Origin of the sequence: Paenarthrobacter sp. NPDC090520 (assembly GCF_044769205.1) — a bacterium.
Lineage (GTDB): Bacteria > Actinomycetota > Actinomycetes > Actinomycetales > Micrococcaceae > Arthrobacter.
The window spans coordinates 49,540-74,605 of the sequence record NZ_JBIVXM010000006.1 but is presented as its reverse complement, the minus strand read 5'-3'; the positions used below and the strand labels follow the sequence as shown (position 1 = coordinate 74,605).

At 65.3% G+C, this 25,066-nt stretch carries 18 protein-coding genes and 1 tRNA gene; 4 read left to right on the top strand and 15 right to left on the bottom strand.

Annotation, left to right across the window (positions count from 1 at the left end):
• The first annotated feature begins 97 nt into the window (after window positions 1-97).
• Entirely contained in the window at window positions 98-1,390 is a 1,293-nt protein-coding gene (gene nhaA / locus ACIQTZ_RS09450) for a Na+/H+ antiporter NhaA (RefSeq protein ID WP_402979824.1), read from the top strand.
• A 22-nt stretch (window positions 1,391-1,412) separates the two neighbouring features.
• Here nhaA and sufU read toward each other — a convergent pair whose 3' ends face one another.
• From sufU to ACIQTZ_RS09400, 10 genes are all read right to left on the bottom strand, one after another.
• Window positions 1,413-1,865 (bottom strand): Fe-S cluster assembly sulfur transfer protein SufU, encoded by a 453-nt coding sequence (gene sufU / locus ACIQTZ_RS09445; protein WP_400330937.1) that lies wholly within the window; start codon window positions 1,863-1,865, stop codon window positions 1,413-1,415.
• A 38-nt stretch (window positions 1,866-1,903) separates the two neighbouring features.
• Window positions 1,904-3,229: a cysteine desulfurase gene (locus tag ACIQTZ_RS09440; protein WP_402979820.1), complete on the bottom strand. Its 1,326-nt coding sequence runs from the start codon at window positions 3,227-3,229 to the stop codon at window positions 1,904-1,906.
• A 78-nt stretch (window positions 3,230-3,307) separates the two neighbouring features.
• The gene (locus tag ACIQTZ_RS09435) at window positions 3,308-5,737 is read right to left on the bottom strand and encodes an AAA family ATPase (RefSeq protein WP_402979817.1); all 2,430 of its coding nucleotides are present in this window, start codon (window positions 5,735-5,737) and stop codon (window positions 3,308-3,310) included.
• Between the two features lie 468 nt (window positions 5,738-6,205).
• Window positions 6,206-8,866, bottom strand: coding sequence for an AAA family ATPase (locus tag ACIQTZ_RS09430; protein ID WP_402979814.1), 2,661 nt, complete (start codon window positions 8,864-8,866; stop codon window positions 6,206-6,208).
• A gap of 35 nt (window positions 8,867-8,901) precedes the next feature.
• Entirely contained in the window at window positions 8,902-11,646 is a 2,745-nt protein-coding gene (locus tag ACIQTZ_RS09425) for a LuxR C-terminal-related transcriptional regulator (protein ID WP_402944288.1), read from the bottom strand.
• A 135-nt stretch (window positions 11,647-11,781) separates the two neighbouring features.
• Window positions 11,782-12,366: an aminoacyl-tRNA hydrolase gene (gene pth, locus ACIQTZ_RS09420; RefSeq protein ID WP_400330923.1), complete on the bottom strand. Its 585-nt coding sequence runs from the start codon at window positions 12,364-12,366 to the stop codon at window positions 11,782-11,784.
• A 102-nt stretch (window positions 12,367-12,468) separates the two neighbouring features.
• Window positions 12,469-13,074, bottom strand: coding sequence for a 50S ribosomal protein L25/general stress protein Ctc (locus ACIQTZ_RS09415; RefSeq protein ID WP_400330920.1), 606 nt, complete (start codon window positions 13,072-13,074; stop codon window positions 12,469-12,471).
• A 302-nt stretch (window positions 13,075-13,376) separates the two neighbouring features.
• Window positions 13,377-14,357: a ribose-phosphate diphosphokinase gene (locus tag ACIQTZ_RS09410; RefSeq protein WP_387433444.1), complete on the bottom strand. Its 981-nt coding sequence runs from the start codon at window positions 14,355-14,357 to the stop codon at window positions 13,377-13,379.
• On the bottom strand, window positions 14,354-15,859 hold the full coding sequence (glmU, locus tag ACIQTZ_RS09405) for a bifunctional UDP-N-acetylglucosamine diphosphorylase/glucosamine-1-phosphate N-acetyltransferase GlmU (RefSeq protein WP_402979811.1): 1,506 nt from the start codon (window positions 15,857-15,859) through the stop codon (window positions 14,354-14,356). The genes ACIQTZ_RS09410 and glmU overlap by 4 nt, the downstream gene beginning before the upstream one ends.
• Before the next feature lie 122 nt (window positions 15,860-15,981).
• Window positions 15,982-16,053: transfer RNA gene (locus ACIQTZ_RS09400), tRNA-Gln, on the bottom strand.
• Window positions 16,054-16,319: 266 nt separating this feature from the next.
• Here ACIQTZ_RS09400 and ACIQTZ_RS09395 point away from each other — a divergent pair.
• On the top strand, window positions 16,320-16,919 hold the full coding sequence (locus ACIQTZ_RS09395; protein WP_400331632.1) for a TetR/AcrR family transcriptional regulator: 600 nt from the start codon (window positions 16,320-16,322) through the stop codon (window positions 16,917-16,919).
• Between the two features lie 251 nt (window positions 16,920-17,170).
• Complete coding sequence (locus tag ACIQTZ_RS09390; RefSeq protein WP_402979809.1) at window positions 17,171-17,569, top strand: VOC family protein; 399 nt, start codon at window positions 17,171-17,173, stop codon at window positions 17,567-17,569.
• Window positions 17,570-17,722: 153 nt separating this feature from the next.
• On the opposite strand, the gene ACIQTZ_RS09385 is transcribed toward ACIQTZ_RS09390, so the two are convergent.
• The 5 genes from ACIQTZ_RS09385 to ACIQTZ_RS09365 form a co-directional block, all read right to left on the bottom strand.
• A complete protein-coding gene (locus ACIQTZ_RS09385; RefSeq protein WP_402979806.1) occupies window positions 17,723-19,552 on the bottom strand; it encodes an ABC-F family ATP-binding cassette domain-containing protein in 1,830 nt (609 codons plus the stop codon).
• A 32-nt stretch (window positions 19,553-19,584) separates the two neighbouring features.
• Entirely contained in the window at window positions 19,585-20,568 is a 984-nt protein-coding gene (locus ACIQTZ_RS09380) for a 4-(cytidine 5'-diphospho)-2-C-methyl-D-erythritol kinase (RefSeq protein ID WP_402979803.1), read from the bottom strand.
• A complete protein-coding gene (gene rsmA, locus ACIQTZ_RS09375) occupies window positions 20,565-21,446 on the bottom strand; it encodes a 16S rRNA (adenine(1518)-N(6)/adenine(1519)-N(6))-dimethyltransferase RsmA (protein WP_402944305.1) in 882 nt (293 codons plus the stop codon). Before rsmA ends, ACIQTZ_RS09380 begins: the two co-directional genes overlap by 4 nt.
• Before the next feature lie 26 nt (window positions 21,447-21,472).
• On the bottom strand, window positions 21,473-22,618 hold the full coding sequence (locus tag ACIQTZ_RS09370; protein ID WP_400330904.1) for a transglycosylase family protein: 1,146 nt from the start codon (window positions 22,616-22,618) through the stop codon (window positions 21,473-21,475).
• Between the two features lie 292 nt (window positions 22,619-22,910).
• Complete coding sequence (locus ACIQTZ_RS09365; RefSeq protein ID WP_402979800.1) at window positions 22,911-23,807, bottom strand: TatD family hydrolase; 897 nt, start codon at window positions 23,805-23,807, stop codon at window positions 22,911-22,913.
• Between the two features lie 173 nt (window positions 23,808-23,980).
• Between ACIQTZ_RS09365 and ACIQTZ_RS09360 the strand changes: the two genes are divergently transcribed.
• A complete protein-coding gene (locus ACIQTZ_RS09360; RefSeq protein ID WP_402979797.1) occupies window positions 23,981-25,066 on the top strand; it encodes an AAA family ATPase in 1,086 nt (361 codons plus the stop codon).

Sequence of the window (25,066 nt, the reverse complement as noted above, 5' to 3'; positions counted from 1 at the left end):
CCAGTTGGGTAGGATGGATGTTGGTGTGCCGGGAAGTCTGGTCGGCGGTTGATGTGCAGTACCCGCTGATGCCCGCCCACTCAAGAGGAGCCCCCCCGTGGCAGACCGCCCTTCCCCGATCTTCACCCGTTCCAGCTACCCCGAGTACCGGCGTATCCTCGCGATCCTGCGGACCGAAACAGTCGGTGGCGCGCTACTGCTGGCCGCAACGGTCATTGCCCTGATCTGGGCCAACTCCCCCGCCGCGGACGGTTACTTTGCCTTGCGGGACTTCACCATCGGTTACGAGCCGTGGCATCTTGACCTCAGCCTTGGCCATTGGGCGTCCGATGGCCTGCTCGCCGTCTTCTTCTTCCTGGCCGGGCTGGAACTCAAGCGGGAGTTCGTGGCCGGTGAACTCCGCAAGCCCGCCAAGGCTGTTGTTCCCGTGGCCGCTGCTGTAGGCGGCGTGATTGTCCCGGCCCTGATGTACGTCCTCTTCAACCTCGGATCGGCCGAAGAAACACTCAAAGGCTGGGCCATCCCCACGGCAACGGACATCGCCTTCGCCCTCGCGGTCTTGGCCGTGATCAACACACACCTTCCCGCAGCGCTCAGGACCTTCCTCCTGACGCTCGCCGTGGTGGACGACCTCATCGCCATCGGCATCATCGCCTTCTTCTACTCCAGCGGCCTGCAGCCCCTCATGCTCCTCGCATCGCTGGTTCCCCTCGCCCTCTTCACCTTTCTCGTCCAGAAGCGCATCCGGAGCTGGTACGTGCTGCTCCCGCTGGCCCTGGCGACGTGGGCCCTGGTGCATGCTTCCGGGATCCACGCCACCGTGGCCGGAGTGCTGCTGGGCTTCGCTGTTCCGGTCTTTGCCAGCGGCAGGAAGGGTGAACCGGCGGAGGGTCTTGCCGAACATTTCGAACACCGGCTGCGCCCGTTCTCGGCCGGCTTCGCCGTCCCCGTCTTCGCCTTCTTCTCGGCAGGTGTTGCCTTGGGCGGCTTTGGCGGCATGGGTGCAGCCCTCAGTGATCCTGTGGCCCTGGGAGTGGTGGCCGCTCTGGTTGTGGGCAAGGCTGCGGGAGTCTTCGGCACCACTTTCCTGGTCACCAAGACCACGCGGGCCAGCCTGGACTCGAGCATCGCCTGGATCGACCTCTTCGGCCTGGCGCTTCTGGCCGGCATCGGTTTCACGGTCTCACTGCTCATCGGCGAGTTGAGTTTCGGGGCGGGTTCGGCCCACAACGACCACGCCAAGGTGGCCATCCTGGCCGGTTCCCTGATCTCGGCAGTGCTTGCCGCCGTCGTGCTTAAGGCCCGCAACCGTCGGTACCGGCAAGTGGCGGCAGAAGAGCAACGGGACGACGACGGCGACGGCGTGCCTGACGTTTTCGCCCGCAGTTAGGCGACGTCCCCGGCGAGGAGGGTCAGGCGGTGGCCTGGTTGAGTGCGTCCTCGGCAGCCACCCAGGAAATCATGGCGCACTTGACCCGGGCGGCGTACCGGGCGACGCCCTCGAACGCCGCAGCATCGCCGAGGATTTCCGGATCGGCCTGGACTTTCCCGCGGGAACGGAGGACCTCGCGGAAGGTATCGATCACGGCATGCAGTTCGCCGATGGACATGCCCTCGGCCAGCTCGCTCAGGACGGAGGCGGATGCCATGGAAATGGAGCAACCGGCCCCATCCCAGCTGACTTGCCTGACCGTCCCATCCGCGACGGCGAGCCGCAGGGTCACTTCGTCGCCACAGACCGGGTTGAGCTGGTGGGACTGGCCCGTGGCGGCCCCTTCGGGTGCCGGGGTGTCGGCGAGGCCACTGCCGTGCCGCTGCTTGGAGTGGTCCAGGATGATCTGCTGGTACAACTGGTCGAGACTCATGGTGCTTGCCTGTCCGTCAAAGTGTGAATGGAAGGCCCTCAGGCCTGGAAGTACGCCCGCACTCCGGACACAGCGTCCAGGAAAGCGTCGACGTCGTCCGTGGTGTTGTAGAGGTAGGTGCTGGCGCGGGTGGTTGCGGTGAGTCCCAGCCTGCGGTGCAGCGGCTGGGCGCAATGGTGGCCCACGCGGACGGCGATGCCGCGATCGTCAAGGAACTGCCCGACGTCGTGCGCGTGCACTCCGGCGACGTCGAACGCGGCCAGGCCGATCCGTTCGGAACCGGAAGCAGGCCCCACTACGCGGATGCCGTCAATGGCTTCCAAGCCCTTCACCAGCCGCTGGCCCAGCTGGGATTCCCAGGCGTGGATACGGTCGATCCCGGTTTCGCTCAGGTAGTTCACCGCCGCGGCGAGCGCCACCGCCTGGGAAATCCTTTGGGTTCCGGCTTCGAAGCGTTGCGGAGCCGGCAGGTACTCGGCGCGTTCCATGGTGACCGTGGTGATCATGGAACCACCTGTCAGGAAGGGCGGCAGGACGTCCAGGAGTTCCTGCTTCCCGTAGAGCACGCCAACACCCGTGGGCGCCAGCATCTTATGGCCGGAGAAGACGGCGAAATCGACGTCCAGTTCTTTGACGTCGATGGGCAGGTGGGGCACCGACTGGCAGGCATCGAGCACCACCAGCGCGCCCACGCGGCGGGCCAGGGCCACCAGTTCACGCACCGGGTTGACCGTTCCCAGGACGTTGGACGCGTGCGTGAAAGCGAGCAAGCGCGTGCGCTCCCCTACGATCTCCGCCGCAGCGTCGAGCCGGAGCGCGCCGTCGTCCGTGATGGGAATGTACTTCAAAGTGGCCCCGGTGCGGAACGCGAGTTCCTGCCATGGGATGAGGTTGGCATGGTGCTCCATTTCGGTGACCACGATCTCGTCGCCAGGCCCAAAGGCGAGGTCCTTCAACGCCGAACCACCGCGGCCTTGGGCGGACCACAGCGCGGCGTTGGAGAGGGCGTAACTGACCAAATTCAGGCCCTCGGTGGCGTTGGAGGTCCACACCGTTTCCTCATACCGGGCACCGATGAAATCGGCCACCGTCTGGCGGGCGTCTTCAAAAGCCTCCGTTGCCTCCACGGCAAGGTAGTGGGCGCCGCGGTGCACGGCCGCGTTGCGTTGTTCGTAGAACTCCTGCTCGGCTTCGATGACACTGAGCGGGTTCTGCGATGTGGCGCCGGAATCCAAGTACACCAGTGGCTTGCCGTTCACCAGTTGGTCCAGGACGGGGAAGTCGTTCCGGATCCGCAAAACCTCGGCGTTGTCCATGGCGTGCACGGAATGCTTCAGCGAGGCGGGGGTTGATACGACGGTCAAGGGGCGCTCCTTGGAAAGCCTTCAGGGACACTCAATTATCCCACGGCACAGGCCGGCGGGAGTGTGCCTTCCAGCACGTCAGCGGCCGGCGGTCCCCGGCAGCCAACCCAGCGGCGGAACAGCCTCGCTCTCAAAGGCATGGCGCAAGCGCTCCATCATCACCGAGGCCCGGCGGCTCGCCGCACTGCGGGTCCTCGCCTCGTAGCCGTTCGCAGCGCGTGAATAGCACACCGCGGCATGCGCAAACTGGCGGTCCGCGGACAGGCTCCTTCCGGCAGACTCGAGCGTCTTGGGGTCATGGTCCAGCAAGGACAGCGCGAAGGTCTGCAGGGCCACCCCCGCCGGTCCCTGGACAGCGGCGCCCAGCTCGCCGAGGCGCCGCTGCAGCACCAGATCGTCGACGGCGGTGCTGCTTGCGTTGAGGGTCAGGAGGGAGAGCGCCTCGGCTTCGAGCAACGGGCTTTGCCCATGGAAATCTCCGGCAAGCGTGAACAGCCTTCCACCTTCCGCGTGCCACCCCCGCGAAACGGCATCCTCGGCAGCGGCCAGGAACAGGTCAGTGAACGGACCGAAGAACCCTGGGGGCGTTTCCAGCAGGGCAGCGTGGCTTTGGGCGATCCGTTCCCCGGACTGCACAGGGTCTCCACACAGCGCCTCACAGTAGGCCAACATGGCCGCAGCGAACGCCAGGACGGGCGGCAGGCCGGCGTCGGGCAGTTCCGCCACCGCCGGCTGCAGCGTCAGCCGCGCTGCCCGCGGCAGTCCTTGGCTGAGCTGGGCGTACCCGCGGGCCACCTCCAGGCAAACAGCCATGTGGGCGGGCATCGCATAGGACCCCGGACAGTTCAGCAGCGCATCAACGGGACCCCACGCCAGGTTGTGGCGCAAGCAGATGATGTGGCGCAGCAGGACTCCGGGCCGGAAGACCTCCAAGGCAGGGTCTTGGTCTATGGCGGCCATGGCGGCGGACGACTCGGCCAAGGCCTGCGGTGCTGCGCCTGCCAGCAGCAGCCGCCCTGCCTCGTCGATGGTCTTCATGACAAACCCCGCCTGGTCCACGGGCCCGCCCTCGCGGTCTCCGCCAGACTCCGGAACCGCCCCGAGCAGGCTGAGCGCCATGAGCCGATGGCTGGCCTCGTCCCTGACGCCCGCTTGCGATCCTGTGGCTGCCAACTCCCACAGTTCAGGCGTTGCTTCCCTGAGCTGTCCCTCCGCGATGAGCGCACGGGCACGGAGCAGCCTGGCCTCCTGCAGGTGGCCCGGTTCCTTGATGGCGTCCGCCGCACGCAGCGCAAGCTCAGCAGTGGAGGGCCTGTCGGCGGCAGGCGCGGCGGAGAGGAGGAGCTCATCGGACAAGCTCAGGCCGGAATCGAGCGTCCACGTCATCCACCGGAGCATGGTGGGCGCGGACTCGCGTGTCACGGCCGGTCCTTCGATGCCCTTCCGCAGGGCGGTACTCCGCGCCTTGGGGACGGAAAGCCGCGTTCCCTCGCCCCGCAGCCAGGAGCTGGTCCGGACCGTGGGCGGGCGGCCGGGCAGCAACCTGATGTGGTGGGCGGACAGGAGGTGTTCCACGGCGCGCTGGCCGAAGCTGCGCTCCACGGTGTCCAACGCCAGGGGTTCGCCCAAGGCAATGAGCTCCAGTGCTTGGCGCTCCTCCTCGGGACGGTTGGCGTTCTCCGAACTGACGTGCTCAACCACCCGTGGCCAGTGGCAGTGGGCCCGGGCATCGAGGGTCCAGTAGCCATCGCGGAGGACCAGGAGGCCTGCTTCGCGGGCATCCTCCACAGCCAGGCACAAGAGGCCCACGTTGAAGCCACTCATGACGGCCAGGAGGCTGCTCGCGCGGCGTTGGACGTTGCCGCCCAACACCTCTTGGCACAGGGCGTGGGCCTCATTGAAGGTAAAGGGCGGCAGGAAATACTGCTCCAGGAACCCGTCCTCCCACAACTGGTACAGATCCTGGGGCAGGGGACGCCGGCTGTCCGCCGTCGCCACCAGCGTCGCCCCAAAACCGGGAATCAACTGCAGCAGGACCGCCAGGGAGGCCGGGTCGATGTAGTGGATATCGTCCACCAGCAGCACCAGAGGTGCCCTTCGCAGCGGTGTGGCGTGTTTCTTGCTGCGACGGCGTACCGCCGACGGTGTGTACAGGTAATCGGCCGGTCCCAGGGTCCGGGTGAGGGCCCGGAGCACCTGCAGCCCGGGCAGGACGGCATGTTCGTCCGGGGCGTCTTCGCCGCCGGTCAGGGCCCCGAACCGGATTGCCTCGAGCTCAGGCCTTCCGGCGAAGGTGCGTACATCCATGGATTCAGGAAGGCCGGCTTGGATGGAGAGCAACAAATGGCTCTTCCCAGAGCCCCGGTCCCCGACTACCACAATGCCGTTGGTGGACGGTGAAGGTACGGCTGCGAGGATCAGCTCAAGCAGCTTCTTCCGGTCCGGGAATGCTGGTGGCCTCAGCCCGACTGGGACGGTGTCTTCGTCCAGCCAGGGATCCGGCAGCATGCGCACTCCAATAGCAGCAGTCCCTTGGTCCGGGAGGGGTTCGGTGTTCCGCGAATGCGGATCCCTGGCCTAGAAGCCGGCGACGGCTGGGGGGAGAGTCTCGGTCTCAGAAGACTCTGTCGCCGCCGGCTTCGTCCAGGGCCGGACCGTCTTGCGACGGCCGGAGCATCGGCTCAACGAGACCACCGATGCGGGTGTTGCGGTGGGAAGTCCGGCGATGCTTGGGGCTAACCGTGCTTCCTGAGAACAGTTAACCGTGTGGCGAAAAGCAGAACACCAGTAGTTGGTACTCGATTAGTTGCGGGGATTTTCAGCGGCAGTACTCTCTTGTACTCAGTCGTTCGGGAGCGCACTACTTGGTCCGGGCATCGCACAGGCAGGCGTTACTCCATTGAATGGTTAAATTCCGCGGCAACCCGCGGGCAGGTGGTACGCAGGGCGGTTTCGGCGGTACTTAGGCGCCTGCCGTCAGCTGCGGACGGCCGCTCCCAAATCCTCACGGCGACGAATGCCAAGCTTCGCGTAACTGCGGTAGAGGTGGCCTTCCACGGTGCGGACGGAAACCATCAGCTTCTCGGCGATTTGCCGGTCCGTCAGCCCCGAGACGGCGAGCGCCACGATGTCCTGCTCCCTGCGGGTCAGGGGTACGGAGCGGTCCGTTTCGGTGTGGGGGTCGTGGACCAAGGCGTCGCCCAGGTTGGATTCGCTGACGTCGCGCAGCACAGCGGCTTGCCTGGCCTCGGGACGCTTTCCCTCGGCGTCGAACGCGTTCGCTGCCCTGTCGAAGGCCACGGCGGCAGGACCGGGCATTCCTGCAGCGGCCAGGAGGTTCCCGGCGTTCACGAATCCGTCGCCCGCTCCGCCCATCTGGGCCGATGCCAGCGACTCCCAGCCGTTGGCCCACGAGCCTCCCATGGTGGAGGCTGTGTCCTGGATGGCTTCCATGGCTTCCAAGTCCCCCAGTTCAGCGCGGAGCACCAGGTTTTGGAGCAGGACACCCGGGAGGTGGTGGAGAGTCGATTCCCCGGCGATGGTGCGCAGCTTCTCCAGCGCAGAGCCTTTGTCCAGGTGTTCCTTGCCGGCGAGCATGAAGAGTTGGGCCATGGCTTCAACGTAGGCTCCGCCGGCCGCGGCGGTGCTTTGTTCCCTGCCCAGCCGCCGGGCCAGGTCCGTGTTCCCCGAGCGTGCGGCGGCGTAGAACGCCAACGCGTTGCCGAGCCTGCGAAGCCGCTGCGGGTCTTTGACCTTCAGGGCTTCCACAGCGGGCGTCAACACCAGCCCAGCCTGTTCCGACCGGCCCTGGCGCAGCAGCGACAGGCCTTTGAGGGTCTGGATGTCGCCGCCGAAGGTGATGAGCCCCAAGGCCGAGCTGGCGGCATAGCGGTTCAGTGCCGTCTCCGCAGCGGCCCAGTCCCCCGATTCGAGGGCTGCCAAGGCGTAGCGGACCAGGATGAAGTCGCTGAGGTAGAGGAGATCGTCCTTGTGCTCGTCCAGCAGCACCAACGCGTCCCGGCCCTTGTCCAGGGCCTGGACGGGCTGGCCTTCCACCATCAGCAGCTCGCACCGCATGGCCAGCAGGAACAGTTGGCTCATGACGATGTCCGGTTGGTCCTGTTCCAACCCGGACTCAAAAGCGTCCAGGCCTTCCCTCAGTTCCGCATACCGGCCATCGTGTGCCAAGGCAGCCAATTCCAGGGCGAACGCATGCCGCTGGATTCCGTTGACCAATTCCTGGTCCGCCGGGTGCTGCACGGCAACGGCCTCCGCTGCGGCGCGCACATCCGCAACGATTTCCCCGGAGCTGTCCCCCACAGCCGAACGGGCCGCCGCCCACAGGAGTCCGGCACCCAAGGGCCCGGACGGGTCCGCGTCCAGGAACCCGGCACCTTCCTCCAACAGCCGGATGGTACTGCGGTAGTCGCCGTCGTTGTAGTTGACCATCGCCATCACGGCGCGGGCGCGGGGCCGCAGCGCCTCTGACCTGACGCGCTCCGCCGCGGCCATGGCCAGGGGGTTCTGCAGCAGTTTCGCGGCCAGGAACGCTGCCTGCAGCAGCTGTTCATCGTCGACGTCGGCCCCACAGTCCAGTGCCCAGCTCACCATGCGGAGCAGCCCCTCGGCCGTGGCCGGCTCGGTCAGCAAGTGCTGCACCATGCTCTGGCGGATCTGCAGGCTGCGGGCCGGCGAAACGATCTGGCGCAAGGCCTCCCCGTACATGGGGTGCCACATCTTCAGCGGGCTGCCCGCCCCGTTCGTGGCGAGGACCAACCGGCTGTCCATTAAGGAGCGGACGGTGTCCCTGCCCACCAGCGAGTCCAACACGGCGGCAGGGACAGGTTCGGCCAACGCAATGACGTACATCGCCTCCCGCTCGGCCTCACTGGTCCGGAGGACCTTGTTGCGGACCACCTCGGCGAGGCCTTCTCCATTGCCCGTCAGCGCGCGGGTCAGGAACCACACACCATTGCGGCGGACCAGGTTGCCGTCTGCCTTTGAGTCCTCCAGGAGGGACCGCAACAGCAAGGGGTTGCCCTCGGATACTGAATGCAGCACGTCCACGGTGCTGGCCATCACCGTGCCGCCCAGGGTCTTCTCGGCCAGTTCCGTGACCGTTTCCTTCTCCAGCGGGTGCAGTTCCAACCGTTCAGCCAACCCGTCATACCAGAGCTGAAGCAGGGCTGCAGGCAGTCCGGGCCGGGGCCGGCTCGTGGCAACGAGCCGGGCCCAACCGGCCGTGACAAGTTCAGCCAGGATTTGGGTGCTGCCTTCGTCGAGGTCGTGCGCGTCGTCCACCACCAGCAGGAGGCGGGCCCCCGCACTGCCCCGGCGTTTCTCGAATTGCGACCAGAATTCGCGCAGGATCGCTACCGGCGAGGTGGCCTGGTCCACGGGCAGGTCCAACAGGTACGGGGACAGGACGCCAAAGGGAACGGCGGACAGGGCGGGGCTTCCATGGACCCGCATCACCACCATTTCGTCGGCCAGACGGGCAGCAATCTCCGCTGCCATGGCGGTCTTGCCGATTCCGGGGTCCGCAAGGAGCAGGACGGCTCCAGCGCCCTCCTGCCTCAATATTTCCGTCGCCAGGTCCAGTTCGGCTTCCCGGCCCACAAGGTGCTCAGCCTGCATGGGCAGCGCTCAGCCTTGGACGGTTCGTCCCTTCGTTACAGCAGGCCATTGAGCTCGCCCCGCGAGGAGACACCCAGCTTGGTAAAGACTTGGTAGAGGTGGCCTTCCACGGTCCGCACAGACACCCCAATATCCATGGCGATTTCACGGTTGCTGACACCCTTTCCAGCAAGTTTGGCGATTTGCCGTTCCCTCTCGGTGAGGACAGGCGCATCGCTGCGAGGTTGGATCGGCAGGGCCGATACTGATTGTTCCAGTCGTTCGAGCCTGAGCTGGGCTGTCCGTGCCGTGGTGGTTTCACCGGCGTCGCGGGCGAAGTCCAGGGCCATCGCCACGCACCGGGCCTCGACCACCAGCAGGTCCAACGCCGCGGCGGCATCTGCGGCCGCCAGGAGCGAACGTGAGCTGCGGGTCAGCGAACCGCGGGCCAGGTCGCCGGAGATCTTCGCCAGCGGACCCTGACGGCTGGCCGCGATGTCTTCCAGGAAGCGGTACTCGGCGTCCGTGCCCTCCACCGTGGCACCGAAGAGGCAAATACCCGCAGTGGTGAACCGTTGCTTGGCCACATCCAGGTGGACCTTCGCCAGGAGCCGCTGCTTCACCTCGGGATCGCCCATCCAGCGGCCGGCCATCTCCGCGCAGAATTCAGCTACCGATTCGGAGAAATACATTCCCGTACCCCGGCACGTCCGGTAAAGATCCAAGTAGCGGCCCGCTTCCAAGGCGTTCCCCAGCTGGGCGTAGGCGAAGGCGGTGGCAGCATAGGCCACCTTCACGAGGTTCATGGCGGGCCGCAGTTCAAGCTGCGCCGCAGCCGAACGCAACGGTTCAATGGCACACGACGGTTTGCCGGCATAGGCGTACGCCAGCCCGATGCCCAATTCGGTCACGGCACCCCGGAACTGCAGGCGCGAGGGCTTGGACGGCGCCCGGCGCATCAACTCGATGCATTTGCGCCAGTGGCCGGACAGCAAGAGCACCAGGTAGGTGTGCCGGGCGAAGGCTTCCTCCAGGGAAGGCGTGGTACCGGCCTGCCGAAGATGTTTGGACATGGTGCGCGCCAATTGCTGGGCTTCCAGTTCGCGGCCCAACATGCAACGGGCCTCCACCAGGAAGAAGCCGCACCGCAACCAGTGCTCACTGTCCTCACCGGGTTCCTGCGCATGTTCACGTTCCAGGGCCTCAACAATGTCAGCGTATTCGCCCATGTACGTCTGGTACTCGTAGTTGCAGAGGTTGAGCCGGTTGCGTGCCCGGGAGAGGTCGGTGTCCGCATGGATTCCTGAGGCCTCCATCGCGGCAAGGGATTCCCTGGCCTCCGTGATCACTCCCGGGACCATGGCGGAGCGGCCGTCGATCCACGTCATGGCCTGGCACTTCGCCGCCGTGATCTCGGCGAAGTCCGTGGGTCCCAGGACCGCCAGGTGCGCCTCCGAGACCTCATCCAGTGCCTGCGCGGCGTGCAGCGGGAGGTCCAGCATGAGGTAGGACGCTGCCTTGAGTCGCTGGCCGGCCACCCATTCGGGATCCTTGGGATCGAGCGAAACGGTGCACTGGATGGCGAAGTTGGGATCGTACTCGTCCAGGGCAGCGCGTCCCGCCGCGAGGGCGTGCGATGCCGACGGCGAAGGTTCGTCCTCGCACTCGTGCATCCAGGCTGCGTAGCTGAGCAGGTCCTGGGGTGCCAGGCCATGGAGTTCGGGCTCCTTGGGTCCCAGGAGCATGAGGCGCAGTTCCCGGCGACGCCTGGTGCTCAGCCACCCCCGGACAACCTCGCCCAAGTAGGGATCCCGGAGCGAAACCCAGTGCTCCCCGGAACGGTCCACCGAAAGGAGGCCGGATTCCTCCATCTCCACCAGGACTTCGGTGCTGAAGATCGCGGCCAGGTCCATGAGCGTCGCCCGCCGGGCACAGGCAAGGATTTCGACGACGGTCCGGTTGGCTGGGGATTCGCGCGCCAGCCGGGAGCGGACAAAGTCCTCCACCACCGTCGCGCCGTCGAGCTTGATGCGGTCACGAAGGGTCCACACCGAGTCGTTGAGCACCAGGTTGCCCGAATGCCGCTGCTCATCCAGCAGCGCATGCAGGAGCATCGGGTTCCCGCCCACGGCGGAGTGCAGCGAACCCACCAGGGTTGAGGAAACGTAGTGGCCCAGGACCGAGCCCAGCACCTGTTTGGTCTGCTCTTCTGACAGGGCGTTCAGGTGCACTTCACCCAATTGGCCTTCGAGCACCAAGCGATGGAAATCTGCGGGGAGGTCGCTGGCGCGCTGGACGGTGGCGATCACCTTCGCGGTGCCCGTGGCCATGAGGTTGAGCAGCACGCCCGTGCTCATCGGATCCATTCCGCCGGCGTTGTCAACGATGAAAACTGTCTGGCGTCCTCCGGCTTCGGCCCGGATCAGCGACGTGACGGCATGGAGGATGCCCGTCGGTGAGCTCACTGCCTCCGAGGGCAGCCGGGCCAGGAGAAAACCCAAGCAGCCATAAGGGGTCTGTCCGCTGGCCAAGGTATTGCGCAATTGCAGGCTGTGGACCTTGGGACCGAGGGAGGACACCACCGCCCTTGCCAGCCCGGACTTGCCGATTCCGCGGTCACCGGTCAGGACAACGCCATAGGATTCGGATGATTCGAGATGCTTGTTGGCCCTTGCGAGATCCTGGCTGCGCGCCAGGAGGGACCAGGTTTGCCGATCCGAGGGTCCGCCAACAAGATCGGGAGCCGCAGCCCTCGCTGCGCCTCCCCCATTCCTGTTTAGCAACTCCGCCGACACCCGCATCCCTCGCTACAACATCCCGACAGTCCCCACCGCGTACCCTGCGTACCATGCACACTACCGCCGGGCGCCGACAGTTAGTAGGGCCAAGGGTTCTTACGACCGTAAGGCTTTGATCAGGCTTTCCTCAAGATTTGCTCAAGAACGCGCCGGGTGGTGTTTCTGCTGCGCGGCAAGCAAACCCTGGGCCATGAGCAATTCCACGGCGTCGGCTGCTTCGTCCAGCAGCAACGGGAGTTCCTTCTTCTCCGTGGTTCCGAAGTCCCGCAGGACAAAATCGGCGGTGTCCATGCGTCCCGGGGGACGGCCGACGCCCACGCGCACGCGCAGGTAATCCTTGGTGGCAAGCGCCTTGGAGATATCCCGCAGCCCGTTGTGGCCGCCCTCGCCGCCACCGATCTTGAGCTTGAGGGTATTGAACGGGATGTCGATTTCGTCGTGGACGGCAATCACGTGGTCCGGGGCGATGTCGAAGAACTTGCTCAGCGCCGACACCGGGCCACCGGAAACGTTCATGTACGTCATCGGCTTGGCCAGCACTACCCGGGGACCGCCGATCCCGAGCCGGCCCTCCACCACCTGGGCACGCGACTTGTGGGCCTTAAACTTTCCACCCATGCGTGCGGCCAGTTCATCCAGGACCATCTGGCCCACGTTGTGGCGGTTGCCGCTGTACTCGCTGCCGGGGTTGCCCAGGCCAACGATCAGCCAAGTGTCAGTCATGGTTTCATCCTAGGGAATCTGGTGGGTACTGCAGGTCAGGCAAAGGAAAGTGGCCGGGACCCCGCAGGGACCCGGCCACTCTTCGAAAGGCTAAGCCTCAGACTACTCGGCAGCTTCTTCAGCGGCCGGTGCTTCTGCGCCTTCAGCTGCCTCTTCTTCTTCAGCTGCAGCAGCAACCGGCTCCGAGATGTTGACCACCAGGGTGTCGGCTTCGGTCAGCAGGCTGACGCCCTTGGGAAGAACGACGTCGGAAGCGTGGACGTGCGCGCCGGCCTCGCGGCCTTCGATGTCAACCTCGAGGGCGGTGGGCAGGTGGGTAGCCTCGGCCTCAACGGAGAGGGTGACGGCTTCCTGGTTGGCAACGGCACCCGGAGCAACTTCACCGGTGACGTGCACAGGAACGTCCACGGTGACCTTCTCGCCCTGGCGGACCGTCAGGAGGTCCATGTGCTCGATGGTCTGCTTGATGGCGTTGCGCTGGATGTCCTTGACGATGGTCAGGTGTGCCTCGCCGTTGATGTCCAGGTTCAGCAGGGCGTTGGCAACGCGGACTGCCAGGGTGGTTTCGCGGCCCGGGAGGGTTACGTGGACGGGCTCTGCACCGTGGCCGTAGATGACGGCGGGGATGCGGCCGGCGACGCGTGCACGGCGGGCGTAGCCCTTGCCGAATTCGGTGCGCAGTTCTGCTGCGAGCTTCTGCTCAGACATGTGTACTCCTTGATTACTGGTGTACCGCCGGATGGCGGTTGGTTGATCAGCAAGGGCGGAGGTCTGGAGTGACCTTCCACGCCCGCGGGCCCGGACTTGAACGCCGGCCGCCTTTGTCGAAGGAGGTTACAGACCCAGTCGATGACGGAGACATCCACCGGTTTCAACAACCGGCGTGCTCTCCCTCGCCAAGGTATCCCCGAAAGTTTACCAGCGGTCCGGCCGGAAACGGAAAACGGGCCATCCACCGCACTCAAGCGGTGGATGGCCCGTCGTCAGGATCAGTCCCTGTCAGGCCTCGGCTATGCTTTGCCGTCGAACAGGCTGGTGACCGAACCGTCGTCGAACACTTCACGGATGGCGCGGGCAATCAGCGGCGCGATCGAGAGGACCGTGAGCTGCGGGAAGCGCTTCTCTGCCGGGATGGGCAGGGTGTTGGTGACCACCACTTCGCGGGCACCGGAGTCAGCCAGGCGCTGCGCTGCCGGGTCCGAGAACACGGCGTGGGTGCAGGCAATGATGACGTCCTTGGCGCCGGCGTTCTTCAGCACCTGGACGGCGCCGGAGATGGTTCCGCCGGTGTCGATCATGTCGTCGATGAGCACGCAGGTGCGGCCTTCGATCTGGCCCACCACGGTCTTGGAGACGGCCTGGTTGGGAACCGTGAGGTCGCGGCTCTTGTGCACGAACGCCAGCGGGGCACCGCCCAGGCGTTCGGCCCACTGCTCGGCAACGCGCACGCGTCCGGTGTCCGGCGAAACAACGGTGATGTTGTCAGCTTCGACCTTGGTGCGGATGTAGTCGGCCAGCAGCGGGATGGCCATGAGGTGGTCCACCGGGCCGTCGAAGAAGCCCTGGATCTGGGACGTGTGCAGGTCCACGGACATGATGCGGTCAGCGCCCGCGGTCTTGTACAGGTCCGCAACCAGCCGGGCGGAGATGGGCTCGCGGCCACGACCCTTCTTGTCCTGGCGGGAGTACGGGTAGAACGGCGAAACCACCGTGATGCGCTTGGCCGAGGCACGCTTGAGGGAGTCGATCATGATCAACTGCTCCATGAGCCAGTTGTTCAGGGGTGCCGGGTGGGCCTGGATCACGAACGCGTCGGTGCCGCGGACGCTCTCGGCCGAACGGACGTAGATTTCCCCGTTGGCGAAGTCGTAGGCGTCGATGGGCAGGAGCTCTGTTTCGAGTTCCTTCGCGATTTCCTGCGCCAGCTCCGGATGTGCCCTTCCGGCGGCGAGAACCAGTTTCTTCTCGCCGTGTGCGGTAATTTCGCTCATGCCTGTGTGCCCTCTTCTGTGGTTGCCGGGGATGGTGAGGATGTGGGGGCGGCTGCAAGCCGCGGTTCCAGGGCTGCCTCTGCGTGGCGCGCAGAGATGGAGCCTTCGCGGTTGGCCAGGACCCAACCCTCGGCGTTCCGCTGCGCGGCGAGGCTCACGGCCAGGGCACCTGCGGGGACGTCCTTGCGGATCACTGCACCGGCGCCGCTGTACGCTCCGTCGCCCACGGTGACCGGGGCGACGAAAACGGTGTTGGAACCGGTCCGGACGCCGGAGCCGATGACCGTACGGTGCTTCTTCTCGCCGTCGTAATTGGCGGTGATATTGCCGCAGCCGATGTTGGTGTCTTCGCCGATTTCGGCATCGCCGGCGTAACCGAGATGGGACAGCTTCGAGCCGCGGCCGATCGTCACGTTCTTGGTTTCGTAGAAGGCGCCGATCTTGCCCGTCTCCCCCAGCACCGTTCCCGGGCGGAGGTAGGTGAACGGTCCGACGCTCGCCTTGGCACCAATGGTGGAACCGGATCCGTGGGTGCGGACCACCTTCGCGCCTTCGCCTACGTGCACATCGGTGAGGGTGGTGTCAGGTCCGACGACGGCGTCCCTCGCCACGGTGGTGGAACCGTGCAGTTGGGTGTTGGGCAGCAGGCGGACGTCCTCGTCGAGGGTCACGGTGGAGTCGATCCACGTGGTGGAGGGGTCCACCACGGTGACGCCGGCGCGCATCCAGGATTCGATGATGCGGCGGTTGTGCTCTGCGCCGAGCGCAGAGAGCTGGATGCGGTCGTTGGCGCCTTCGACCTGCCAGCGGTCGTCAGTCACGACGGCGGCAACCCGGCCACCGGCGTCGCGGGCCAAACCGAGCACATCGGTCAGGTACATCTCGCCCTGTGCGTTGTCCGTGGTGACGCTTTCGAGCGCCTTGCGGAGGACTGCGGCATCGAAGGCGTAGATACCGGAGTTGATCTCGCGGATGGCTCGTTCCTGGTCCGTGGCGTCCTTGTGCTCGCGGATGCCCAGCACGGTGCCATCCTCGGCACGGAGGATGCGGCCGTAGCCCGTGGCGTCGTCCAGCACGGCGGTCAGGACGGTCACGGCGTTGCCCTCGGATTCGTGGGTGCTGACCAGTTCGCCCAGGAGTTCACCGGTGAGCAGCGGGACGTCGCCATAGGTGACCACCACGGTGCCGCTCAGCTCGGCTTCCGTGTCCAGGGCCTTCACGGCTACCTCGACAGCGCGGCCCGTGCCCGGGATGTCGTCCTGGTCCACGATCAGCGCTGCGGGATCCTGCACGGAGACGTGCTCGGCGACGCGGTCGCGCTCATGACGGACCACCAGGGCAAGCTTTTGGGGGTTGATCGAACGGGCGGCGAGGATCGCGTGGCCCACCATGGAACGGCCGCCGATTTCGTGGAGAATCTTGGGAGTCCGCGATTTCATTCGCGTTCCGGCACCTGCCGCCAAGACGATGACCGCTGCGGGACCGGTGGTTTCGGGGCTCACGTACTGGCTCTCCTTGCTCGGTTTGTCCCGGATATTCCGGCTTCGGAATGCTGCCATCCGAGCTTTGGACCCAGGCACTGCTCAAGCCGTTCCAGGTACAGAGTGGAGCGCATTTCCGACCGTTCCGCCCATAGGATTCGAACCTATACTCCACGGCTCCAAAGGCCGGGGTGCTGCCGTTACACCAGAGCGGACCGTGCATGCTTTCCACATCCGGACGGCAGGGTCCGGAGGCGTTCCCGGATCACCGGGATGCACACACAAGAAACTAGTTTGCCATGACCTTTGCGTGCTTCGCGACTTGACCCTCTTTTGCCGGGTTGTGAACTGCGCGTCCGGCCTCCCGCCGCTGCCCTTGGTGCATGATGGACAAGTGAGCAAGCGCACCGAACTCCCCCTGCACACCGCTGTCCCTGAGTCCTTGGAACCCCGTACCGGCGGGTCCCCTGTCCGGGCCAGGATGACGGGCCAGCAGAGGCGTGCGCAGCTCATCGGCATCGGCCGTGCCTTGTTTGCCGCACGGGGCCTGGACGGCACCACCATCGAAGAAGTCGCGGCCACTGCGGGCGTTTCCAAGCCTGTGATCTATGAGCACTTCGGCTCCAAGGAAGGCTTGTACCGGCAAGTCGTGGACACGGAATTCCGGATCCTTCTGGATTCCATCACCGGGGCCCTCAGTACCGACGCCAAACCCCGGGTCCTCGTTGAGCGCGCCGCGTTGGCCCTCCTGGGCTACATCGAAGAACGCACCGACGGATTCCGGATCCTGATGCGCGACGCCCCGCCCTCACAACCCGAGGGCGCGTTCTCCACGTTGCTCTCCCACGTCACGGCCCGCGTAGAACACCTGCTCTCGGACGAATTCGCCCGGCGGGGCTTCAGCGCGGCGGACGGCGCCATGTACGCCCAGATGCTCGTTGGCATGGTGGCGATGACCGGCCAGTGGTGGCTCGACAGCCGCGAACCGGACAAACGCGCCGTTGCAGCGCACTTGGTTAACCTGGCCTGGAACGGCCTCACCGGCCTGCAGAAGGAACCCGAGCTCCGCACCGAAACCTAAGCCAACCCTCTCTCACCAAACCACCCCAAAACCCCAACCCTCTCTCACCAAACCACCCCAAAACCCCAACCCTCTCTCACCAAACCACCAACCCTCTCTCACCAAACCACCCCAAAACCCCAACCCTCTCTCACGCAACCACCCCAAAACCCCAACCCTCTCTCACCCAACCACCCCAAAACCCCAACCCTCTCTCACCCAACCACCCCAAAACCCCAACCCTCTGTCACGGACGAAGTAGGGTCGGACGTATGACTGCCTTGCAGATTTATGTCCTTTTCCCCGGTACTGCCCGTGAAGCCCTTGCCTTCTACCAGGGAGTCTTCGGCGGAGAACTCACCCTCCACAGCTACGGAGAGTTTGGGCGCACCGATGGCCCCGAGGACGCGGTCGCCCACGGCGTCCTCGACGGTGCAGTTGCCTTAGCCGGCGCAGACGCGGCGGCAGGCGAGACGAGCATCCGCACGGAAGGACTGATGCTCTCGCTGCTGGGCGCAGCCGCGCCAACGGAACTGCACGGATGGTTCGAACGACTCGCCGACGGCGGCACGGTCATCGACCCTCTCGGCCCCAAACCCTGGGGAGCCAGCGACGGTCAGGTGATCGACCGCTACGGCTTGCACTGGCTGATCGGTTACGAACGCGGTTAGGAACGCCCGTTCGTGAGAGAGCGCCCGCCAAAACGGACGATTCGGTGAGAGAGCATCCGCCGAACCGGGCGATTCGGTGAGAGAGCATCCGGCAAAACGGGCGATTCGGTGAGAGAGCATCCGGCAAAACGGGCGATTCGGTGAGAGAGCGTCCTACTCGCCGAGGACCTCGGCGGCCTCCAGCCACTCCAGTTCCAGACCTTCCTTCTCGTCAAGCAACTCCTGCAGCTTGGCATTGAGTTCCCCGAGCGCGTCGAAGTCGCCGGATTCGGACTTGGCGGCCATCTGGGTGTGGAGCTTTTCCTCCTGCTGCGCGATCTTGCCCAGTTGGCGGTCGATCCTGTTGAGGTCCTTGCGAGCCTCGCGCTTCTCAGCCTCGCTGGGTCCGGAGGCAGCAGGTGAGGTGCCTCCGGAAGCAGACGTTGTGGGCGCGCCGGATCCACCCACAACGGCACCCGAAGCCAAGGCAGCTTCCCGCAGTTCCAGGTACTGGTCCACGCCACCGGGCAGGCCACGAAGTTTACCGTCGCCCAGCAGCGCCATCTGGTGGTCCGTGACGCGTTCCAGGAGGTAGCGGTCGTGGCTGACCACAACCAACGTTCCGGGCCAGCCATCCAGGACATCCTCGACGGCGGCCAGGGTGTCGGTATCGAGGTCGTTGGTGGGCTCGTCGAGCATCAGCACGTTGGGTTCGCCCACCAGCAGGCGCAAGAGCTGCAGCCGACGACGTTCTCCACCAGAGAGATCCGTGACGGGGGTCCACTGCTTTTCCTTCGTGAAGCCCAACTGCTCCACGAGTTGCCCGGCGGTGAATTCCTTGCCACCGACGTTGAAGGACCGCTTTTCGCGTTCAATGACCTCAATGACCCGCAGATCCGAGACTTCGTCGAGCTCCTTCACATCCTGGGTCAGGACGGCGGTCACCACGGTCTTGCCGCGCTTGAGCTTGCCGGCACTCGGCTGGATGTCCCCGTTGAGCAGCTTCAGGAGCGTGGACTTGCCGGCACCGTTGACGCCCACCAGGCCCAGACGTTCGCCCGGAGCAAGGCGCAGGGTGATGTTGTTGAAGAGTTTCTGCCCGGCCTCGCCACCTTCGAAATCGAGCGAAACGCCCTCGAGGTCCAGCACGTCCTTGCCCAGCCGGGCGGTAGCCATTTTGTTCAGCGCCACCGAGTCGCGTGGCTCCGGGACATCGGAAATCAGCTCGTTGGCGGCCTCGATGCGGAACTTGGGCTTGGACGTACGGGCGGGCGCCCCTCGCCGGAGCCAGGCCAGTTCCTTCTTGACGAGCTGCTGGCGCTTGTTCTCGACGACGGCGGCCATCCGGTCCCGCTCGGCGCGCGCCAAAACGTAGGCGGCGTATCCGCCGTCGAACATGTCCACCATGGCGTCGTGGACTTCCCAGGTGTAGTTGCAGACTTCGTCCAGGAACCACCGGTCGTGGGTGACCACAAGGAAGGCGCCCTGGTTGGCACGCCAGCGTGACTTGAGGTGCCGGGCGAGCCACGCAACGCCTTCGACGTCAAGGTGGTTGGTGGGCTCGTCAAGCATGATGACGTCGTGGTCTTCGATGAGGAGCTTTGCCAGCGCCACACGACGCTTCTGGCCACCGGACAGCGAGTGGACGTTCGCGTGCCAGTCGACGTCGCCCACCAGGCCGCCCATGATTTCGCGGATCTTGGGGTTGGCGGCCCATTCGTGATCCGCGCGGTCGCCGACGATTGCTGCGCCAACCGTCAGGTCGCCGTCGAGCACGTCACCCTGGTCCAAGTAGCCGACGTTGACGTCGCCGCGCTTGGTGACACGGCCGGAATCCGGGGTGGAGCGCTGCGCGAGCAGCCGCATGAGCGTGGATTTGCCGTCACCGTTGCGGCCCACCATGCCAATCCGGTCGCCGTCCTCCAAACCGAGGGTGACGCCGTCGAGGACTGTGCGGGTTGCGAAGGAAACCGTCAGGTTTTCGCCGCCAAGAAGGTGGGCCAAGAGGTACTACTTTCTACAGCTGGAAATGCGTACTAAAGGAGGGTATCGGAGATGATCCGGGCACCCGGTACGGGGCCATGGACCGCCTTGGCCGTGTGGCCCCGGTGTGAAAGCTCTTCAGCGAGGACGGCTGCGGAGTCCGGGTCCCGGGACAGCAGGGCGATGGTGGGTCCGGAACCGGAGACCATTCCGGCCAGCGCTCCCCTGGCCTCCCCGAGCCCGATCGTGTCCCTCAATCCCGGGGCGAGGGCAATCGATGCACGTTGGAGGTCGTTGACCAGCACCCGACTCAGCGTTTCGGGGTCGCCATTCCGGAGTGCCTGCAAAATCGTGGGATCCACGTCCACGGGCTCCGGGATTTCGCTGCCTTCGGAGTCACGGAGGCCATCGAGCGTCCGGAACACCTCGGGGGTGGAGAGCCCGTAGTCGGCGAACACCAGCACCCAGTCCATTTGTGCCTTGGCCAGCGCCGGCGATAACTTGTCGCCCACGCCAAGCCCGACGGCGGTCCCGCCCAGGAGCGAAAAAGGCACGTCTGCGCCAAGCTCGGCGGCCACGTGGGCCAGTTCCTCGCGTGACAGGCCGCTGTCCCACAGGGCGTCACAGGCCAGGAGCGTGGCCGCAGCGTCCGCGGATCCGCCACCCATGCCACCAGCCACGGGTACGCGCTTGGTAATTTCCAGGTGCACACCCGTCGGCTTCTCGGACATCTCGGCCATGAGGGCCGCCGCCTTGTAGGCGAGGTTGCGCTCGTCCAGCGGTATATCCACGCCGTCCAGGTCCAGGGTGCTGGAAGGACTGATGCTGACAGTTATTCCCGGGGTTTCCGTGCTGGTGGCAGCAACTTCTTCATACAGCGACACCGCCAGGTAAACGCTGGCAACGGAATGGTAGCCGTCCTGCCTCAGTGGGCCAACGCTCAAGGAGACGTTGACTTTGCCCGGAGCCTTCACTCGGACAGTGCGCGGGTGGAACCGCTCCCCCACGAAAGGCAAACCACGGGTGCCCGCGCTCATGCGTCCCTTGGGTGGCGGGCTTCGGCGATGCGTACGTAGGCGGAGATGTCCAGCACTTCGCCGCGGGCAGTGGGGTCCACGCCGGCTTCGACCAGGCACCGTTCGGCCTCCACGGCGCCTCCTGCCCAGCCGGCCAAGGCGGCGCGGAGGGTTTTCCGGCGCTGGGCGAATGCGGCGTCGATCACGGCGAAGACCTGGTCCCGCGTCACGTGCGTGGCGGGGGGCTCGTGCCGGGTGAAGGCAACCAGTCCGGAATGGATTTTGGGGGCCGGCCAGAAGACGTTCATGCCGATCACTCCGGCTTTGCGCATCTGTCCGTACCAAGCTGCCTTGACCGACGGAACTCCGTAGATTTTGGAGCCGGGACCTGCGGCAAGGCGGTCCGCCACCTCGTCCTGGACCATGACCAGGCCATGGCGGAGGCTCGGGAAGTGTTGGAGCAGGTGCAGGACCACGGGAACTGCCACGTTGTACGGCAAGTTGGCTACGAGGGCGGTAGGTTCAACCGGCAGCTCAGTTACCTTCATGGCGTCAGAGAGGACCAAGTGGAAGTGCTCTTCAGCCTGCGGACGCCAAGCACGCACCGTCTCGGGCAGCTTCTGCGCCAGCACGGGATCGATTTCGACGGCGACAACCTCACGTGCCGCGTCGAGCAGCCCGAGCGTCAACGAGCCCAGGCCGGGCCCCACTTCCAGGACGGTCTCCGAGGCATCAATGTTCGCCGCCGATACGATCCTGCGAATGGTGTTGCCGTCGATCACGAAGTTCTGCCCCAGCGTTTTGGTGGGGCGGACACCGATTTCCTCGGCTAACCGTCGGATGTCAGTTGCGCCCAGCAAAGGCGCGACGGCGGCGGGTTCGGAATTCGGTTCAGTCACCTAGGTATCGTATCGCCTGCGCGGGATCAGGCAGCGCCGGCGCAGCCCCAGTCACGCAGGCCGTTCTTGGCGTAGAGGCGGTTGGCGATCTCGATCTGCTGTGCTTTGCTGGCAAGGTTTGCCGTCGGGGCGTAGGCGCCACCACCGTTGGCCAGCCAGGTGGGGCTGGAGAACTGCAAGCCGCCGTAGTAGCCGTTGCCGGTGTTGATGGCCCAGTTGCCGCCGGATTCGCACTGGGCGATCCTGTCCCACATGGCCTCGTTCGGCGCGCCGGTAGCGGCACCGGAGACAGCCTTGGCGGGGGTGGCTGCGGGGCGGGCCTTGGTGCCGACGGCCACCTTTTCGGTGACCGGCTGGGTGGTGACGTTGCTGGAGACCAGCGTCCGGGAAGCTTCGCGTCCGTCCACCAGGACCAGCTTGAACGTCTTCACCACGGAACCGGCGACGCCCTTCTGGGTCACCTTTTCTTCGCCCTTGAACAGATCGGCGCTGTCTGTGCGGACGCTGTCGAACGGAACTTCTTCGGTGGCGTCGGCTGTCTTGCTGGTGTCCACGCGGGAGACCTTGATCACCATGTCCTGGATAACGGGAGCGTTGCCCGGCTGGGAGACACGGTCGCTGGCACCCACGGTGATCCCCGCGTCCTTGAGGACCTCGGCAACATCGGACGCCGTGGTGGTGGTGCTGGTGTCCTTGCCGTCGGCCACCAGGCTGATGGTCTTGGGGGTGGAGATGGAAACGAAGGAACCCTCCACGGCCAGGGAAGCGTCCTTGGGCTGGGAAATCTCCGACGAACTGGCCACGCCGAGTTCGCTGACCAGCCCTGCGACGTCCGGGGCGTTCGTGTTCACGGTCTTGCGGGCGCCGTCCAGTTCAATGGACACGGCCTTGGCAAGGTTGACGTTGACCACCGAACCGTTTTCCACGCGCGTGTCCAGGGCAGGAGTCACGCGATCGTCGTTCTTCAATTCCACCTTGGCGGCTTTGACCACTTGGTCAACTGTGCCGCCGAAGGTCTGGATGGAGCTCACTTTGCCGTCAACGTTGAGGGTGACGGTCTTGTTGTTGCCCACAAAGGCAACAACGCCGGCCACCAAGGCCACCAAAACCAGTGCCTGTGCACCAACTTTGAGGAAGCTGAACTTTCCATCCGTTGTGAAGAACTTGATCACGTTTGCCCATAACTCTCAGACCATCCGGGCACGGGGATAAGCACAGAACAAACATGCCCGGCCGCGCAGGAACGGGGCCAGGCAAACGAGCCTGGTCCCACACGCGCGGCGGCCATCTGTGCCGCCAAAACATTCAACTGGGTTGTCCGGGATAACCGAACCAGCTGTCCGGAGGCCTTCCCCGACCCCGGCTATTTCTTGTACACAGTAACCGATCTGTTATAAAGCGGCCAAGAAATCTGCATACCGGGTATTCAGCCGAACAGCACCATGGGGCGAGGAGAAGCGGCGCTCAGGCCCATGTTCCGTAGGCGTTGACGGTGTTTTCGGCCAATCGCGAACACAGCCCGGCCAAGTCACTTCCTGTCACATCCGCCATGGAACGGACGGTGTACGGAACCATGTAGCTGGCGTTCGGCCGGCCACGGTGAGGGTGCGGGGTGAGGAACGGCGAGTCGGTTTCCACCAATATCCGGCTCGGCTCTGCGATGGCGAGCGCTTCCCTGAGGTTGTCTGCATTCTTGAAGGTCATGGTTCCGGCGAAGGACATGTACCAGCCGTTCTCGTTGCAGATCCGGGCCAATTCGGCGCCGCCCGAAAAGCAGTGGAAGACAACGGTCTCCGGAGCGCCTTCTTCCCGCAGCACCTGAACCACGTCGTCATGTGCGTCCCGGTCATGGATCTGCAGGGTGAGTCCCAGCCGTTTGGCGATGTCGATGTGCCTGCGGAAGGAGTACCGCTGGTGGGCCAGTCCTTCTCCGTGGGTCCGGAAGAAGTCCAATCCTGTCTCTCCGATGGCGCGAACGCGGGGGTGGCGCGCCAGTTCCTCGATCTCGGCGAGCGCCGAGTCGAGTTCGCCCCGGCCAGCGTAGACGGGAGCATCGTTGGGATGGATCGCCACCGCTCCGAGCAGGCGCGGGTCGGCTTCCACGGCCTCCACGGTGAATCGCGAGGACTCCAGGTCACAGCCAACCTGCACCGCCCCTTGGACACCAACGGCTTCCGCGGAGTCCATGGCATCGGCAACGTTGACCGCGATCAGTCCGTGCCGGAAGTCGAGGTGAGTGTGATTGTCCATCACGGGCACGGGAAGCGGTTCCGGGGCCGGCGGGTACTCTTTGCGGGAATCCTTGGCCCCGGCCGCGTCAACGTTGCTGCGGTAGGGAGCAGGAGCGAGGGAGTTGCACATGCTCCCACCTTAACCGGACCGCGGTCCCGCCCGTGCCGCCGCAGCACTTCGCATAAATTCCAGTTGGTACATAAATTCGCCTGCCACTATGTGAGCCACGCCCAAACTCTGGGTAGGCTGGAACGGACAAGGAGGCCACACGGGGGACGTTGGCCACGGCTGAAGGGCAATCCATGGAGTCCAAGCGACACGTCACCGTTGAACCCGCTGCCTTCCAGGGCGAGGCATACGCCGCTGCGCCCCGGGATGCCGTCCTCAACGGGCACAAGCCGCAGGTCATGGACCCGGAACGGTTCCACGATGCCAGCGAACGGATCCTGACCGCCATTGGCAAGGTCATCGACGGCAAGGCTGACGCCGCAAAGCTGGCCCTCACTGTGCTGCTGGCCCAGGGGCATCTGCTCTTGGAGGACGTTCCCGGCGTGGGTAAGACCATGTTGGCAAAAACCCTGGCCAGGACGGTGGACTGTACGGTTTCGCGCATCCAGTTCACCCCGGACCTCCTCCCTTCAGATGTGACGGGTGTGTCCATCTACAACCAGTCCTCGCGCCAGTTCGAGTTCCGGCCGGGCGCGGTCTTCGCGAACATCGTGATCGGCGACGAGATCAACCGTGCCTCGGCCAAGACCCAGTCGGCGCTCCTGGAGTGCATGGAGGAACACCAAGTCACGGTGGACGGGAATTCCTACCAGCTCTCCTTGCCATTCATGGTGGTGGCCACGCAAAACCCCATTGAGATGGAGGGCACCTATCCCCTGCCGGAGGCCCAGCGCGACCGGTTCATGGCCAGGATTTCCATGGGCTACCCGGACCAGGAAGCCGAGATCGAAATGCTGGAGACACACCAGGCCGTCTCCCCCTTGGCGAAGGTCACCCCCGTTGTCACAGCCAGCGACGTCGCGGCCATGATCGCCACGGTCCAGCAGGTATACGTCTCCACGGCCATCAAGGAATACACGGTGGCGATTGGCCGCGCCACCAGGGACAGCGCACGGCTGAGGCTGGGCGCCAGCCCACGTTCCCTCCTCCAGTTGCTGCGGGCTGCGAAGGCCACTGCGGCCTTGGACGGTCGCGACTTCGTACTGCCGGACGACGTCGTGGACGTCGCGGAGTCCGTCCTCGCCCACCGGATCATCCTGGACCGCAAGGCCGCGAGCGCCGGCGATACGCCGCAGACCATCATCCGGGGCATCCTCGCTTCCTTGCCCGTTGCCCAGGAACCACCCGGCGCCTGGCGCCGGGACAAGCAGACCGCGTAG